12 protein-coding genes and 1 pseudogene are annotated in these 13,623 nt (G+C 73.0%); 6 read left to right on the forward strand and 7 right to left on the reverse strand.

Annotation, left to right across the window (positions count from 1 at the left end):
- The 3 genes from EAD98_RS26635 to EAD98_RS26645 all read right to left on the reverse strand — a co-directional run.
- Positions 1-771 (reverse strand): DUF3488 domain-containing protein (locus EAD98_RS26635; RefSeq protein ID WP_233583985.1); only part of this gene is annotated, 771 nt, incomplete at its 3' end.
- Positions 772-787: 16 nt separating this feature from the next.
- Positions 788-2,086 (reverse strand): DUF58 domain-containing protein, encoded by a 1,299-nt coding sequence (locus EAD98_RS26640; protein WP_121656717.1) that lies wholly within the window; start codon positions 2,084-2,086, stop codon positions 788-790.
- Position 2,087: 1 nt separating this feature from the next.
- Entirely contained in the window at positions 2,088-3,140 is a 1,053-nt protein-coding gene (locus EAD98_RS26645) for a MoxR family ATPase (RefSeq protein ID WP_121656718.1), read from the reverse strand.
- A gap of 279 nt (positions 3,141-3,419) precedes the next feature.
- On the opposite strand from EAD98_RS26645, the gene EAD98_RS26650 reads away from it, so the two are divergent.
- Positions 3,420-3,941 (forward strand): cysteine hydrolase family protein, encoded by a 522-nt coding sequence (locus tag EAD98_RS26650; RefSeq protein WP_199723565.1) that lies wholly within the window; start codon positions 3,420-3,422, stop codon positions 3,939-3,941.
- Positions 3,942-4,160: 219 nt separating this feature from the next.
- The gene (gene leuS / locus EAD98_RS26655; RefSeq protein WP_121656720.1) at positions 4,161-7,001 is read left to right on the forward strand and encodes a leucine--tRNA ligase; all 2,841 of its coding nucleotides are present in this window, start codon (positions 4,161-4,163) and stop codon (positions 6,999-7,001) included.
- A gap of 168 nt (positions 7,002-7,169) precedes the next feature.
- Here the strand turns inward: leuS and EAD98_RS26660 are convergent, their stop codons facing one another.
- The 4 genes from EAD98_RS26660 to EAD98_RS26675 are packed head-to-tail and all read right to left on the reverse strand — an operon-like array spanning position 7,170 to position 10,594.
- On the reverse strand, positions 7,170-7,961 hold the full coding sequence (locus EAD98_RS26660) for a phosphotransferase (RefSeq protein ID WP_147457494.1): 792 nt from the start codon (positions 7,959-7,961) through the stop codon (positions 7,170-7,172).
- Positions 7,958-8,641: a TVP38/TMEM64 family protein gene (locus EAD98_RS26665; protein ID WP_121656722.1), complete on the reverse strand. Its 684-nt coding sequence runs from the start codon at positions 8,639-8,641 to the stop codon at positions 7,958-7,960. Before EAD98_RS26665 ends, EAD98_RS26660 begins: the two co-directional genes overlap by 4 nt.
- Positions 8,638-9,357 carry a type 1 glutamine amidotransferase gene (locus tag EAD98_RS26670; RefSeq protein WP_121656723.1) on the reverse strand — a complete coding sequence of 240 codons (720 nt, stop codon included), beginning with the start codon at positions 9,355-9,357 and terminating at the stop codon, positions 8,638-8,640. The genes EAD98_RS26665 and EAD98_RS26670 overlap by 4 nt, the downstream gene beginning before the upstream one ends.
- Positions 9,347-10,594 (reverse strand): MurT ligase domain-containing protein, encoded by a 1,248-nt coding sequence (locus EAD98_RS26675; RefSeq protein ID WP_121656724.1) that lies wholly within the window; start codon positions 10,592-10,594, stop codon positions 9,347-9,349. The genes EAD98_RS26670 and EAD98_RS26675 overlap by 11 nt, the downstream gene beginning before the upstream one ends.
- Positions 10,595-10,949: 355 nt before the next feature.
- On the opposite strand from EAD98_RS26675, the gene mraZ reads away from it, so the two are divergent.
- The 4 genes and pseudogenes from mraZ to EAD98_RS31920 all read left to right on the forward strand — a co-directional run.
- Positions 10,950-11,381, forward strand: a complete 432-nt coding sequence (gene mraZ / locus EAD98_RS26680) for a division/cell wall cluster transcriptional repressor MraZ (RefSeq protein WP_074313044.1) — start codon at positions 10,950-10,952, stop codon at positions 11,379-11,381.
- Positions 11,382-11,585: 204 nt separating this feature from the next.
- On the forward strand, positions 11,586-12,698 hold the full coding sequence (gene rsmH, locus EAD98_RS26685) for a 16S rRNA (cytosine(1402)-N(4))-methyltransferase RsmH (RefSeq protein WP_199723566.1): 1,113 nt from the start codon (positions 11,586-11,588) through the stop codon (positions 12,696-12,698).
- Positions 12,688-13,296: a hypothetical protein gene (locus EAD98_RS26690; protein ID WP_121656726.1), complete on the forward strand. Its 609-nt coding sequence runs from the start codon at positions 12,688-12,690 to the stop codon at positions 13,294-13,296. The genes rsmH and EAD98_RS26690 overlap by 11 nt, the downstream gene beginning before the upstream one ends.
- 3 nt (positions 13,297-13,299) lie before the next feature.
- Positions 13,300-13,623: pseudogene (locus tag EAD98_RS31920) on the forward strand (penicillin-binding protein 2); the annotation flags it as partial.

Below are 13,623 nucleotides of genomic sequence, written 5' to 3' on the forward strand. Positions count from 1 at the left end.
GGCCATCGCCGTGGCGCTGCCGCTGGCCGTGCCGCCGCCCAGCGTGTCGAGCAGCCCGCCCGTCATGCCCGGCACGGCCAGCGGCAGCGCCACGGCGATGGCCACCCCGACCACCGCGAGCCGGCGGCCGGCGGCGGCCAGCGGCGAGGCCTCCCACACGTCGACGTCGCGGCCGTCGCCGGTGAACCGGCGGCCGAAGCGGCGGACCCGGTCGACGTTGTCGGTGACCAGCAGCCAGAGGTACCCGGCGGCGCCCACCACGAACGGCACCGGGGGGACGCTGTCGACGTAGACGGCGACCGGCACCGAGTAGATGGCGAGCATCGGCAGCCCGGCCAGCGCCGGCCGGCGCAGACCCACCGCCAGCACATCCACCAGTACGGCCACGCCGCCGACGCCGAGCACCGTGATGAACAGCAGCGGGTCAGTGTCCGGGACTTCCACGCCGTACGAGCGCATGTCCTGCATGGAGCCGGTGAACAGGTCGGCGAAGTGCCCGAACGTGCCCGGCGTGGGCAGGAACGTGAGCAGCTCCCCGCCGCTGGGGAACAGCCAGGTCAGGGCGAGCCCCAGGGCGGCCAGCATGCCGAGGACCTGACCCCAAAGCGGCGCCCGGATCAGCCGGGTCAGCGCGGCGACCCCGGCCACCACCGCGACCGCGATCGCGGACTGGACGAGCCACGTCCAGGTCTCGAAGATGGCCGACAGCGGCGCGGCGGCGAGAAGGGTGGCGGCCGCCGCAACCGGGCCGATGTTCCGACTGGCGATCATGAGGGGAACCTTCCGTTCATCGCACGCCGCCGGCGACCGTCTCGGCCAGCGCGGCGCGCAGGGCGAACCCCTGCGAGCCCCGGCCGGCCTGCGGCCAGAGCGCCGGCAGTCGGCTGCCGTGGTCGACGCCGACCACCCGCCAGCCGCTGTGCAGCATGGCGAGCGCGGCGGCGCCGTGCACGTGCTCCGCCTCGGCCCGGGCCTTCTCGGGCAGGCTGAGCCAGGTGGAGCTGTTCAGCAGGAACCCGACGCAGGTGGCGCCGTTGCCCCGCAGCCCGGCCAGCAGCTCGGCCTCGGCCACACTCACCGCGCCGAACAACCCGATGATCAGCCCGCCGTCGGCGCGCTGCCGGACCCGTTGCACCAGGCCGGTCACCTCGGCCCGCTGGTCCAGCCGGACCTCGGCGAGGTGGTCGAGCAGCGCCCCGTCGCCGCCGGCCTCCGAGGCGTCCACGTCGACCCCCGACCCGGTGACCAGGCGCAGCTTGTAGCCGGCCTGCCGCAGGTGCACCGCGATGCTCGCGGCGGCGGAGACGGCCCACTCGAAGCTCGCCGTCGGCCCGTCGCCGCGGTGGCCGTACGCGCGGGTGTCCAGCACGACCGTGGCCCGGCTCTCCCAGGGCTGCTCCTCGCGGCGCACCATCAGCTCGCCGGTGCGCGCGGTGGACTTCCAGTGCACCCGGCGCAGGTCGTCGCCGCGCCGGTACTCCCGGGTCGCCGCGTCGTCCTCGCCGTGCACCGCCACCGAGCGGGCCCGGCTGTCGCCGCTGCCCGCGTACTCGCCGGGGAGCCGGACCGACGGCAGCGGAGCGACCTGCGGGATGACCGTCAGGTGGTCGGTGCTGGGAAACGCCCGGCTGAGCTCGCAGAGACCGAACGGGTCGGTCATCCGGACCACCAGCGGACCCACGTCGTAGCGGCCCCGCACGTCGGCGCGCACGGTGTACGCCACCGAGCTGGCCTGGTGCGCGCCCAGCCGCTCCAGCACCACCCGGGGCCGGCTGCCCAGGGCGTAGGGCAGCCGGTCCTCCAGGAGCAGGGTGCCGGTCGGCAGCCGGGAGAGGTTCTGCAGGCGCAGCACGACCCGGGAGTTGGCCCCAACCGGGACGCGGTGCGGATCCAACGACCGGTTGCACGCCAGCTTGTAGCGGCTGCGCCCGACGTATGCGGCGGCCAGCAACGGCAGGATGCCCAGCAGCACGGCAACCCGGAGCAGGTCCTTCTCGCCCAGGATGCCGGCCGAGATCGCCGCCGCGACCCCGGCGGCGAGGAACGAGCGCCCGCGGGTGGTCAGCCCGCGCAGCCCGGCACGCACGTCACGGCCTCCGCGGCTCGTAGGGCGCGCGACCGTTGCCGGTGGCGGGCCGGGTGTCGTAGGGGGAGCGCTGCCGGTCGTGTGGCAACGGCAGTCGGTGCACCAGCTCGGAGACGATCGCGTCGGTGGTGCGTCGGGCGAGCTGCGCGTCGGCGGTCGGAATGATCCGGTGCGCGAGCACCGGCACCGCGAGGGCCTGCAGATCGTCGGGGAGGACGTAGTCGCGCCCCTCCAGGGCGGCGACCGCCCGGGCGGTGCGCAGCAGCTGCAGGGTCGCCCGGGGGGAGGCGCCCAGGCGCAGGTCGGGCGCTTCGCGGGTGGCGGTGACCAGGTCGACGGCGTACTGCTTGACCGCGTCCGCGACGTGCACCTTCCGGACGGTGGCGATGAGCTGGCGGACGATGTCCGCGTCGGAGACCGGACGCAGCTCGTGCAGCGGGTCCGTGGCGCCGTGCCCGTCCAGCATCGCCAGTTCGGCGCCGGCGTCCGGGTAGCCCATCGCGATCCGGGCGGTGAACCGGTCGCGCTGCGCCTCGGGCAGCGGGTAGGTGCCCTCCATCTCGATCGGGTTCTGCGTCGCGATGACCATGAACGGGGTCTGTAGCTGGTACGTCACGCCGTCGACGGTGACCTGCCGCTCCTCCATGCACTCCAGCAGCGCCGACTGGGTCTTCGGCGAGGCGCGGTTGATCTCGTCGCCGACGACCAGGTTGGCGAAGACGGCGCCGGGGCGGAACTCGAAGTCGTGCGTCTCCTGGTTGTAGACGCTGACGCCGGTGACATCGCTGGGCAGCAGGTCGGGGGTGAACTGGATCCGCCGCACGGTGCAGTCGATGGACCGCGCGAGGGCCTTGGCGAGCTTGGTCTTGCCGACGCCGGGAACGTCTTCGATCAGGAGGTGGCCCTCGGCGAGCAGGACGGCCAGGGCCAGCCGCACGGTGGCGGTCTTACCCTCGATGACCTGCTCGATATTGGCCACGATGGCCTCGCTGGCGGCGCGGAACTCGTCGTGCGGCAGCAAGCCGCCCACCTCGTCCCAGGTCTGTTGTGTCACGGGCCTCCTCCTCGTCGCCGTCACGGCAGCTCTGTTAAGAGCACCTGGACCCGCCGTTGGGTTCGCGACGTCGAGCCTCGTTTGCCGCAGAAATCTCACTGGCCTCTCAGGCTAACCATGTTTGTCGTTCTCGCCGACCCCCGCAGGTAGTCCGTCGGTTACGCACCGATATTCGCCATCTCGGGGGACGCGTGACCGTACCGCCTCCGGGTATCCGGCGTCCCGATCCGCGTGGCTCGTCCGTCGGCGCGGGGATGCGAACCCGGGGGAGGGCGCGGTGTGGCGGGAGCGGTACGCGCGGTGGAGGCCGCCCGCCAGCTCGACGTACCGGTCATCTGGGTGTTCTGGCACAACCGCCCAGACCTGCGCAACCTCGGCGCACCCACGCTCTGGTCGTTCAAGCACCGCCTCGACCAGGCCGGCATCGGGCAGCCCCTGGACCACGGCCCGGTGCTGACCGAGGGGTCGTGGGGCGCGACGCTGGTCGACGAGCTGCGGGAGCTGGTGCGGCCCGAGGACCTGCAGGTGCAGAAGTACCGGATGAACGGGTTCCACGCCACCTACCTCGACCAGGTGCTGCGCGCGCAGGGCATCCGCACCCTCTTCTTCGGCGGGGTCAACACCGACCAGTGCGTCAGCACGACGATGGAGGACGCCTACTTCCGGGACTACGCCTCGGTGCTGCTCACCGACGCGACCGCCACCTCCAGCCCCACGTACTGCAAGGACGCGGTGGTCTTCAACGCCCAGCAGTGCTGGGGCTTCACCACCGACACCACCCGGCTCGCCGCGGCCGGGTGACCGCCCCGCGTCCCGCCGCCTGGTGGCAACCCGTCGTCGGGCCTGGCGGCGAGGTACACTGCCGGACATGGCCGGAGCTTTCCTGCTTCTTACCGGGCCGTGCTGATGCGCTGAACGCGCGACAGCACGGCGGCCCCTCCTGCGCGAGGGGCTTTTTTGTGCCCGTCGCCGGCCGGCCCGGTGGCGCCGAGACGAAGCGAAGCGGAGCGAGGAGAGACGATGAGTGAGGCAGCCGCACCGGCGGGCGACATCCCCCCGTTCCGGTACACCGCGGCCCTGGCCGACGAGATCGAGAACCGTTGGCAGGACATCTGGGCGCGCGAGGGCACCTTCCACGCCCCGAACCCGACCGGCCCGCTGGCCGACCCGGACCACCCCCGCGCCGGCGCGGAGAAGCTGTACGTGCTGGACATGTTCCCGTACCCCTCCGGCGCCGGACTGCACGTCGGCCACCCGCTGGGCTACATCGGCACCGACTGCTTCGCCCGCTACCAGCGGATGGCCGGGCGCAACGTGCTGCACGCGATGGGCTTCGACGCGTTCGGCCTGCCCGCCGAGCAGTACGCGGTGCAGACCGGCACCCACCCGCGGACCACCACGGTGGCGAACATCGAGCGGTACAAGGCGCAGCTGCGCCGGCTGGGGCTGGCGCACGACGAGCGCCGCTCGGTGGCCACCATCGACACCGACTTCTACCGCTGGACCCAGTGGATCTTCCTGCAGATCTTCAACTCCTGGTACGACCGGGACGCCGGGCGGGCCCGGCCGATCGCCGAGCTGATCGCCGAGTTCGAGGGCGGTAACCGGCCGACCCCGGACGGCCGGGGCTGGGCCGAGCTGAGCGTCGCCGAGCGCCGCCAGGTCGTCGACGACCACCGGCTGGCGTACGTCTCGCAGGCCCCGGTGAACTGGTGCCCGGGGCTGGGCACCGTGCTGGCCAACGAGGAGGTCACCGCCGACGGCCGCTCCGATCGGGGCAACTTCCCGGTCTTCAAGCGCAACCTGAAGCAGTGGATGATGCGGATCACCGCGTACGGTGACCGGCTGCTGGACGACCTGGACAGCCTGGACTGGCCCGAGCCGATCAAGCACATGCAGCGCAACTGGATCGGCCGCTCCACCGGTGCGCACATCGACTTCCCGACCGCCGGCGAGCCGGTGCGGGTGTTCACGACCCGGCCGGACACCATCTTCGGCGCCACCTACATGGTGCTGGCGCCCGAGCACGAGCTGGTCGACACGCTGGTGCCGGCCGCCTGGCCGGAGGGGACGCGGGACGCCTGGACCGGCGGGCACGCCAGTCCGCGTGCGGCCGTCGAGGCGTACCGCAAGGCGGCGGCGGCCAAGACGGACGTCGAGCGGCAGGCCGACACCAAGGAGAAGACCGGCGTCTTCATCGGGGCGTACGCCATCAACCCGGTCACCGGCGGGCAGATCCCGATCTTCATCGCCGACTACGTGCTGGCCGGCTACGGCACCGGCGCGATCATGGCGGTGCCCGCGCAGGACGAGCGGGACTGGGCGTTCGCCGAGGTCTTCGAGCTGCCCATCGTGCGGACCGTGCAGCCGTCGGAGGGCTTCGACGGCAAGGCGTACACCGGGGACGGGCCGGCGATCAACAGCGCGGCGCCCGAGCGCGGCCTGGACCTGGACGGCCTGGGGGTCGCCGACGCCAAGGCCGCGATCATCGCCTGGCTGGAGGCGAACGGGCACGGCGCCGGCGCGGTGACCTACCGGCTGCGCGACTGGCTGTTCTCCCGGCAGCGCTACTGGGGTGAGCCCTTCCCGATCGTCTACGACGAGACCGGCGCGGCGATCGCCCTGCCGGAGGAGATGCTGCCGGTCGAGCTGCCCGAGGTGGACGACTTCTCGCCGAAGACGTTCGATCCGAACGACGCCGACTCGAACCCGGAGACCCCGCTGTCGCGTCGCCGCGACTGGGTCGAGGTGGAGCTGGACCTGGGTGACGGTCCGAAGCGGTACACGCGGGAGACCAACGTGATGCCGCAGTGGGCCGGCTCCTGCTGGTATGAGCTGCGCTACCTGGACCCGACCAACAGCGAGCGGTTCGTCGACGCGGAGAACGAGCGGTACTGGATGGGCCCGCGCGGCGAGGGCGACTGCGGGGGGACCGACCTGTACGTCGGCGGCGCCGAGCACGCCGTGCTGCACCTGCTGTACGCGCGGTTCTGGCACAAGGTGCTGTTCGACCTGGGGCACGTGTCGTCGTTCGAGCCGTTCCGCAAGCTGTTCAACCAGGGCATGATCCAGGCGTACGCGTACACCGACTCGCGCGGCAGCTACGTGCAGGCCGAGGAGGTCGTCGAGCGCGACGGCGCCTACTACCTGGGCGACCTGACGGTCAACCGCGAGTACGGCAAGATGGGCAAGTCGCTGAAGAACGTGGTGACCCCCGACGACATGTGCGCCGCGTACGGCGCGGACACCTTCCGGGTGTACGAGATGTCGATGGGCCCGCTGGAGGTGTCCCGCCCGTGGGAGACCCGGGCGGTCGTCGGCTCGTACCGGTTCCTGCAGCGGGTATGGCGGGCGGTGGTCGACGAGGAGACCGGTGCGCTGCGGGTCACCGACGAGCCGGCCGACGAGGCGACCCGCCGGCTGCTGCACAAGGTGATCAACGGGGTCCGCGGTGACATGGACGGCATCCGGTTCAACACCGCGATCGCCAAGCTGATCGAGCTGACCAACGGGCTGACCCGGCTGTCGGCGACGCCGCGCGAGGTGGCCGAACCGCTGGTGCTGATGGTGGCGCCGTTCGCCCCGCACGTCGCGGAGGAGCTGTGGCGCCGGCTGGGCCACGACACGTCGCTGACGTACGCGGACTTCCCGACGGCTGACCCGGCGCTGCTGGTGGTGGACACGGTCACCTATCCGGTGCAGATCAACGGCAAGGTGCGTGGCCGCATCGAGGTCGCCGCCGGCTCGTCCGAGGAGACCGTCCGTGCGGCCGCGCTGGACGCGGTGGCCACCGCCCTGGCCGGCAAGGAGCCTCGCAAGGTCATCGTCGTCCCGGGCCGGGTGGTCTCGGTCGTCGCCTGACCGCCCTGGCGGATCGTGACGTCCGCGGAGGCGGACGCTGCGGGAAGCACGATGACTCAGAGGTATAAATATGCCTCTGAGTCATCGTGCTCGTCGGTGCGTCCGCCCGCTCCCGCGACACGCCGGCCCCCGCGCGCTGCGACACGCCGCGCCGGCGGGGCGGTGGGCTCAGGCGGTCAGCGCCGCGGCGACTGTGCGGTGGTGGGTGAGCAGCCAGTCGTGCCAGTGGCGTACCGCGCGAACGGCGCCCGCGTCGCGTAGCCGGCGCATGGCCGGCTCGTCGCGGTCGGCGCCGGCGTCGATGCTCCGCCACGTGCTCCCGATCTGGTGGAGCATCACGTCCACCAGCTCGTCCCGGGGCAGTGCCGGACCAACGGGTGCGGCGGACGCCGCGTCGTAGGCCTCACAGAGCACGCGGCAGCGCCGGCCCAGCTCGGTCGGATCGGCGCCCTCACCCAACGCCGCCCAGTGCCAGCCGGCGAACGCCACATCCTCGATCCGTCGGCCCGGCCGGGCCAGGTCCCAGTCGAGGAAGGTCACCGGCAGTGGCCCGGTCGGGAAGTCCCGATACACCGTGTTCTTCGGGGACAGGTCGCGGTGGCACACCGTCTCGGCGTCGCTAGCCAGCGCGGTGCCCGCACACGCGTCGTGCAGCCGCCGGATCAGCTCGGCCAGCCGCACCAGCGCCGGGTCGGCGAAGAACGCGGGGTCCTCCCGGTCCCGCCACGGCACCCGACCCGGGACGTAGCTGAGCATCTGCCGACCCTGGGCGTCGACGCCGAGGTGCTGGGGCGCGAGGTCCGCGCTCACCTCGGCGAGGTGGCGCAGCAGCGCGCCGACGAAGTCGAGGTTGGCCGGCAGCGTACGCCGCACCGTGTCGCCGACCCGGACCACCTCGGCGACGAAGCCGCCCGCGAGCCGCTGCTCGTTGGGCAGGTCGGTCGGCTCGGACACGGTCATGCCGGCGTCGCCCGGCGCCGCCGCTCGGCGCGCCACCACCGGGAGATCAGCACCACGCTGGCGATCAGGCCGAGGCTGGCCGGGGCGGCGGCGTACCAGTTGATGTGGCCGGGGGAGCTGACCGCGGCGCCGATCGCGGCGTACCCGAAGGCGGTCGGCGCGGACGCGAGCACGCTGCCGACCAGGAACGGCAGCACCCGGGCGCCGGTGGTGCCGTAGCCGTAACTGACCAGACCGAAGCCGGCGATCGGCAGCAGCCGGACGGTGACCACGCCGAACACGCTCTGCCGGGCGAACCAGCCGTCCAGGCGGGCGAGCCGGCCGCGGACCCGCTCGGCGACGAACTCCCGGCCGAGCAGCCGGCCGACCGTGAAGCCGACCGCCGCCGCCACCAGCGCGGCGCCCAGGGCGTACGCGGCGCCCTCCAGCGGACCGAAGATCGCGCCGGCGGCGAGCGTGATGAACGTCCGGGGGACCAACGCGACCAGCAGCAACGCGCCGCCGAGGACCGCCGCCACCGGGGCGAGGTCGCCGAGCCGGTCGGCCAGCCGCGGCAGCTGCGCCGGGTCCGGCCTTGGTACCAGGAGCAGCAGCAGCCCGCAGAGGCCGATCAGCAGCACGAGCAGGGCGAACCGGGCGGCCGACGGCTGCCGGAGCAGCCGCCGGACGGCCCGGATCATGCCCGGGCGGCGGCCACTGCGGCGCGGCGCTCGTTCCGGAGCCGGTCCGACCAGGTGTCGTCCAGCGGCGGAAGCTGGTGCGCGCCGGTGGCCCAGCGCAGCAGCAGGTCGGCCAGGGCCGGGTTGCGGGCCAGTGCGGGGCCGTGCGAATAGGTGCCGAGCAGCTTGCCGCGCCAGGCGCCCTCGGTGCTGCCGTCGTTGCCGACCCCGGCGCTGACCCGGGCCAGCGGCGCGACCTCCGGGCCGAGGTGGGTGCGGCCGCCGTGGTTCTCGAAACCGGTCAGCGCGGGCAGGCCCAGCCGCGGGTCGATCTCGCCGGCTAGCTCGCCGACGGCCCGGCTCGGGCCCCGGTCGGACTGCAGGTCGAGCAGCTCCAGCCCGCGGCACTGCACACCCTTGGCGAAGAAGGAGGTGCCGAGCAGCTGGTAGCCGGCGCAGACGCCGAACACCACCGAACCCTGGGCGACCGCCCGGTGCAGGCCGCCGTCGGCGATGAGCCGCTGCGCGCCCAGCGCCTGCGGACCGTCCTCGCCGCCGCCGACCAGGTAGATGTCGGCGGTCGCGGGTAGCCGCTGGTCGGAGCGGACCTCCAGCACCTCGACCGGCATGCCGCGCTGGCGGGCCCGCCGGGCGAGGATCAGGGCGTTGCCCCGGTCGCCGTAGGTGGAGAGCAGGTCGGGGTAGATCCAGACGATGCGCAGGCTCTCAGTTGACACGGTCCAACTCCGCTCGGATGTCCTGGAACGCGGTGTAGTTCGCGATGACCTCCAGCCGCCCCGGCGGGACCGATCGGATCGCGTCGTCGAACGTGCGCACGTGCTGGAACGGCACGTCGTTGACGTCCAGCCGGACCGCCAGGTCGTACGCCCGGTCGCCGGTGATCAACACCTGCCGGCCGCGCAGCGGGGCGAAGTCGACGTCGAAGAGCCAGGAGGTGTCCAGCCCGTCGGGGTCGCGCGCGTTGATGGAGAGCAGGGTGGGCGCCTCGTCGGCCATGTCGAACGCCTCCAGCCAACTGGCCGGGTTCTTGGCCAGCAGCAGCCGGATGTTGCGCCCGTCCTTGTCGACCTGCGCGTAGCGGCCGGCGACCGAGGTGACGATGCCGAGGCGGGACACCGCGTCGACCGGGCGGACGCCGAACTCGGCGGCCACGGCCAGCGCGGTCGCCGCGTTGCCGAGGTTGACCTTGCCGGGCAGCTGGAGGGAGACCTTGTGCCAGGCGCCGGTGGGGTCGAGCACGCCCTCGTCCTCGACGACCCACTGCGGCTCGGGCCGGCGCAGCGGGCAGCCGGTGCACCACCACTGGTCGCCGGAGCGCTGGATGGTGGAGCCGCACTCGGGGCAGACCCAGGAGTCGTCGTGCCAGCGCTGGCCGGCGCTGAACCACGTCACGTGCGGCGGGTTGATGCCGCGCGCGGGGTCGGCCGGCGGGGTGGCGGCCCAGACCACCATCGGGTCGTCGGCGTTGGCCACCACCCGCACGTCGGTGTGCCGGACCAGCGCCGCGCGCCAGAGCTGCGCCATCATGGCGACCTCCTTGGCCCGGTCGAGCTGGTCGCGGGAGAGGTTCAGCAGCGCGACCACGTGCGGCTCGGTCGCCTCCAGCACCTGGGCGAGGTAGTGCTCGTCGACCTCCAGCACCGCGTACGGGGTGCTGCCCGCCTTGGCCAGCGCCGAGGTGTGCCCGGTGGGCATGTTGGCGCCGAACGAGTTGGTCGCGACCCGGCCGAGTACGCCGACCGCGGCGGCGGCCAACCGGGTGGTGGTGGTCTTGCCGTTGGTGCCGGAAACGAGCGCGATGGCGCGCCCGGCCGACAGGTGGGCCAGCAGGTCCGGGTCGATCTTCAGCCCGATCCACCCGCCGATGACCGAACCGTCGCCACGGCCGGCCGCCCGGGAGAGCGCCGCGGCAGTCCGTGACACGGAGCTGGCCACCTTGGCCCGTAGGGGCATTTTCGCGTCCGTCACGCGAGCGAGGTTACCGGACCGCCCACCCCACCAGATCGCCGCCGACGGCGAACCGTTCGGTTGTGGTGCGGACGCGGGCGGCCGGGTCGGCTTCCACCGGATGGAGTCGATCAATGTCGGAAAGCGGACCACGCCGGGCGGCAGCCCTGGCCCTCCACTCCGCTCCACCCCTTGTGACGTGCGGTTTTGCTCATGGATCGGGCGCGCCACGCGGTCGAATCTGGTTGCAGGTGGAGGGAAGTGGAGTAGAGTGGGGCCCAATGGTGAGGCCGGGAGGGCTCACCGGCCCGGGGGGTCAGCGGCGCCGCGAACGCCGCTTAAGGGCGAGGGGGTAGGGCCGGTGTTTCTCGGCACCCACACTCCACGCCTGGACGACAAAGGCCGGTTGATCCTTCCGGCCAAGTTCCGGGACGAGCTGGCGGGGGGTGTCGTGATCACCAAAGGGCAGGAGCGCTGCCTCTACGTCTTTCCGACACCGGAGTTCCAGCGGATCGCGGAGCAGTTGCGCGCGCAGCCGATGACGCACAAGGCGGCCCGGGCCTACAGCCGGGTCTTCTTCGCCAGCGCGCACGACGAGGTGCCGGACAAGCAGGGCCGGGTGACCATCCCGGCTCACCTGCGGGCGTACGCCGCGCTCGACCGCGACCTGGTCGTGATCGGCGCGAGCACGCGGGTGGAGATCTGGGACCGGGTCGCCTGGGAGACCTACCTCGCCGAGAGCGAAGACGACTTCGCCGACATCGAGGAGGGGGTGCTGCCCGGCGGTCTGTAGGGCGGAACGGCGCCCGACGTACTGCGAGATCTCCAGCCGCTTTCGAGTTCCTGGCATCCCTTCCCCGGTGCCAGGCGCACGATCCAGTCATCGGGTCCGAACCCGGTGCCGGGCGGGAGCGGATGGGGATCTGGCGGTACGACGGCAGCGCCGTCCGACGACAGGCGCATGGACGAACGGACGTTTCAACCAGTGGGGGTCAACATGGGGGAGCTGCGCGGCACGCACGTGCCGGTGCTGCTCGAGCGGTGTCTCGAGCTGCTGGCCCCCGCGCTGGGTCGGGGCGGCCGCACGGTGCACGTCGACGCGACGCTCGGCCTGGCCGGGCATGCGGAGGCGGTGCTCGAGGCGAACCCGGAGACGGTCCTGATCGGGCTCGACCGGGACACCGAGGCCCTCGCCCACGCGCGGGTCCGGCTGGCCCGTTTCGCCGACCGGGTGCACCTGGAGCACGCCGTCTACGACGAGCTGCCCGAGGTGCTGGACCGGCTGGGCTATCCGGGCATCGACGGGATTCTGTTCGATCTGGGTGTCTCGTCGCTGCAACTGGACGCGCCCGACCGCGGGTTCGCGTACGCCCAGGACGCGCCGCTGGACATGCGGATGGACCAGACCCGGGGGGTGACCGCCGAGGAGGTGGTCAACACCTACGCGCATCCGGACCTGGCCCGGGTGCTGCGGGTCTACGGCGAGGAGAAGTTCGCCGGCCGGATCGCCTCGGCGATCATCCGGGAGCGGGAGCGCGCCCGGATCACCTCGTCCGCGCGGCTGGCGGAGCTGGTCCGGGACTCGATTCCGGCGCCAGCCCGACGAACGGGTGGACACCCGGCAAAGAGAACGTTTCAGGCTTTACGGATCGAGGTAAACAAGGAGCTGGCAGCGCTGGAGTCAGCGCTGCCGTCCGCGCTCGACGCACTGACCGTGGGCGGTCGCATGGTGGTCCTGTCCTACCACTCGTTGGAGGACCGGCTCACCAAGGTGGCGCTCGCGGATCGGGTCCGCAGTAAGGGCCCGATCGACCTCCCGGTCGAACTACCCGGGTCCGGTCCGACGTTCCGGCTGCTCAGCCGGGGCGCCGAACTGCCCGGGGAGGCGGAGGTCGCCGCGAACCCACGAGCCGCCTCGGTGCGGTTGCGGGCCGCGGAGCGACTCGACCCGAACGCGACACAGCAGGGGCGGACCGACCGCGAACGGTCCCGCCGACGGGTGAAGGCGATGCACCAACCGGGGACGGGGTCCGCGGGATCCGTGGGGGATCCAGGGACGCCGGGGGACGACAGAGGGACGGATGTAGAGGGGGAGGGACATGAACATTGACAAGCGCGACCGCCGGGACGTCACCGGCGGCGGGCAGCGCGCACCGCGGTCGGGGGGCCGGACCGCGGCGGAGCGGGCTCCGCGCGTGGGAGACGGTACGCCACGCATCGATCGAGTGAAGCGGCAGGGGGAGGCTCGCGCCCGGGGGGCGCGCGAGTTTCCCACCCAGGGCACCGCCGCGCTGCGTCCGGCCGAGAAGGCCGGCGTCGCGGCGAGCGCCCGTCCGCCCCGGCTGCGGGTGGCGCCGCCTCCGCCGGTGTCGGTGCCGCGCGCGCCGTTCGCGGCGCTGATCGTGGTGCTGGTGGTCGGCGGGGTGCTGGGCATCCTGGCGGTCAACACCAAGATCAATGAGAACGCGTTCCGACTGGAGAAGCTGCAGCAGCAGCAGGCCCGACTGGACCTGGAGAAGCAGCAGCTCGACAAGCAGATCGCCGAGGCCAAGGCGCCGGGCAACCTGACCGCCGAGGCGCGGCGGCTGGGCCTGGTGGACGCCGGTGAGCCGGCGTACATCCGGCTGCCCGACGGCCGGACCATCGGCGTGCCGAAGCCGGCGACCGGCGAGCCGTCGGTGACCAGCCAGCAGGGCACTGGAGGCTGACCGGTGCCACCGAGGTCGGACGAGCCGCGCCGGGATCCCAAGGGGTCCCGGCGCGGCTCTTCACGTGACAGCGGACCCGTCGACGGGGAGCCGCGCCCCGGCGAGCCGGGTATCGGCGGTATCTCCGGCGCCCGCGCGTACACCCCGCGGGGCCGGACGGTGCGCGAGGAGCGCGGCACTCCGCCGCGCAGCGGGGGCGCCGAGCAGCGGCGTACCCCGCGCAGCACCCGTTCCGGCGACCCGTTCCGGCCGGCGTTGCAGGTGCTCGACGGCGGCCGGGCGGCCGCCCGTTCGGGCCGGCGGGACGCCCCGGCGGCGGGACGCGGC

This window comes from Micromonospora sp. CV4, from assembly GCF_003667455.1.
Classification (GTDB): Bacteria; Actinomycetota; Actinomycetes; order Mycobacteriales; family Micromonosporaceae; genus Micromonospora.

What these genes read in the sequence shown, in the direction of transcription:
- leuS (WP_121656720.1), top strand. Translation starts at nt 4,161, where the DNA reads ATGAGTGAGGCAGCCGCACCGGCGGGCGACATCCCCCCGTTCCGGTAC.
- EAD98_RS26660 (WP_147457494.1), bottom strand. Translation starts at nt 7,961, where the DNA reads ATGACCGTGTCCGAGCCGACCGACCTGCCCAACGAGCAGCGGCTCGCG.
- EAD98_RS26665 (WP_121656722.1), bottom strand. Translation starts at nt 8,641, where the DNA reads ATGATCCGGGCCGTCCGGCGGCTGCTCCGGCAGCCGTCGGCCGCCCGG.
- EAD98_RS26675 (WP_121656724.1), bottom strand. Translation starts at nt 10,594, where the DNA reads ATGCCCCTACGGGCCAAGGTGGCCAGCTCCGTGTCACGGACTGCCGCG.
- rsmH (WP_199723566.1), top strand. Translation starts at nt 11,586, where the DNA reads ATGGGGGAGCTGCGCGGCACGCACGTGCCGGTGCTGCTCGAGCGGTGT.
- EAD98_RS26690 (WP_121656726.1), top strand. Translation starts at nt 12,688, where the DNA reads ATGAACATTGACAAGCGCGACCGCCGGGACGTCACCGGCGGCGGGCAG.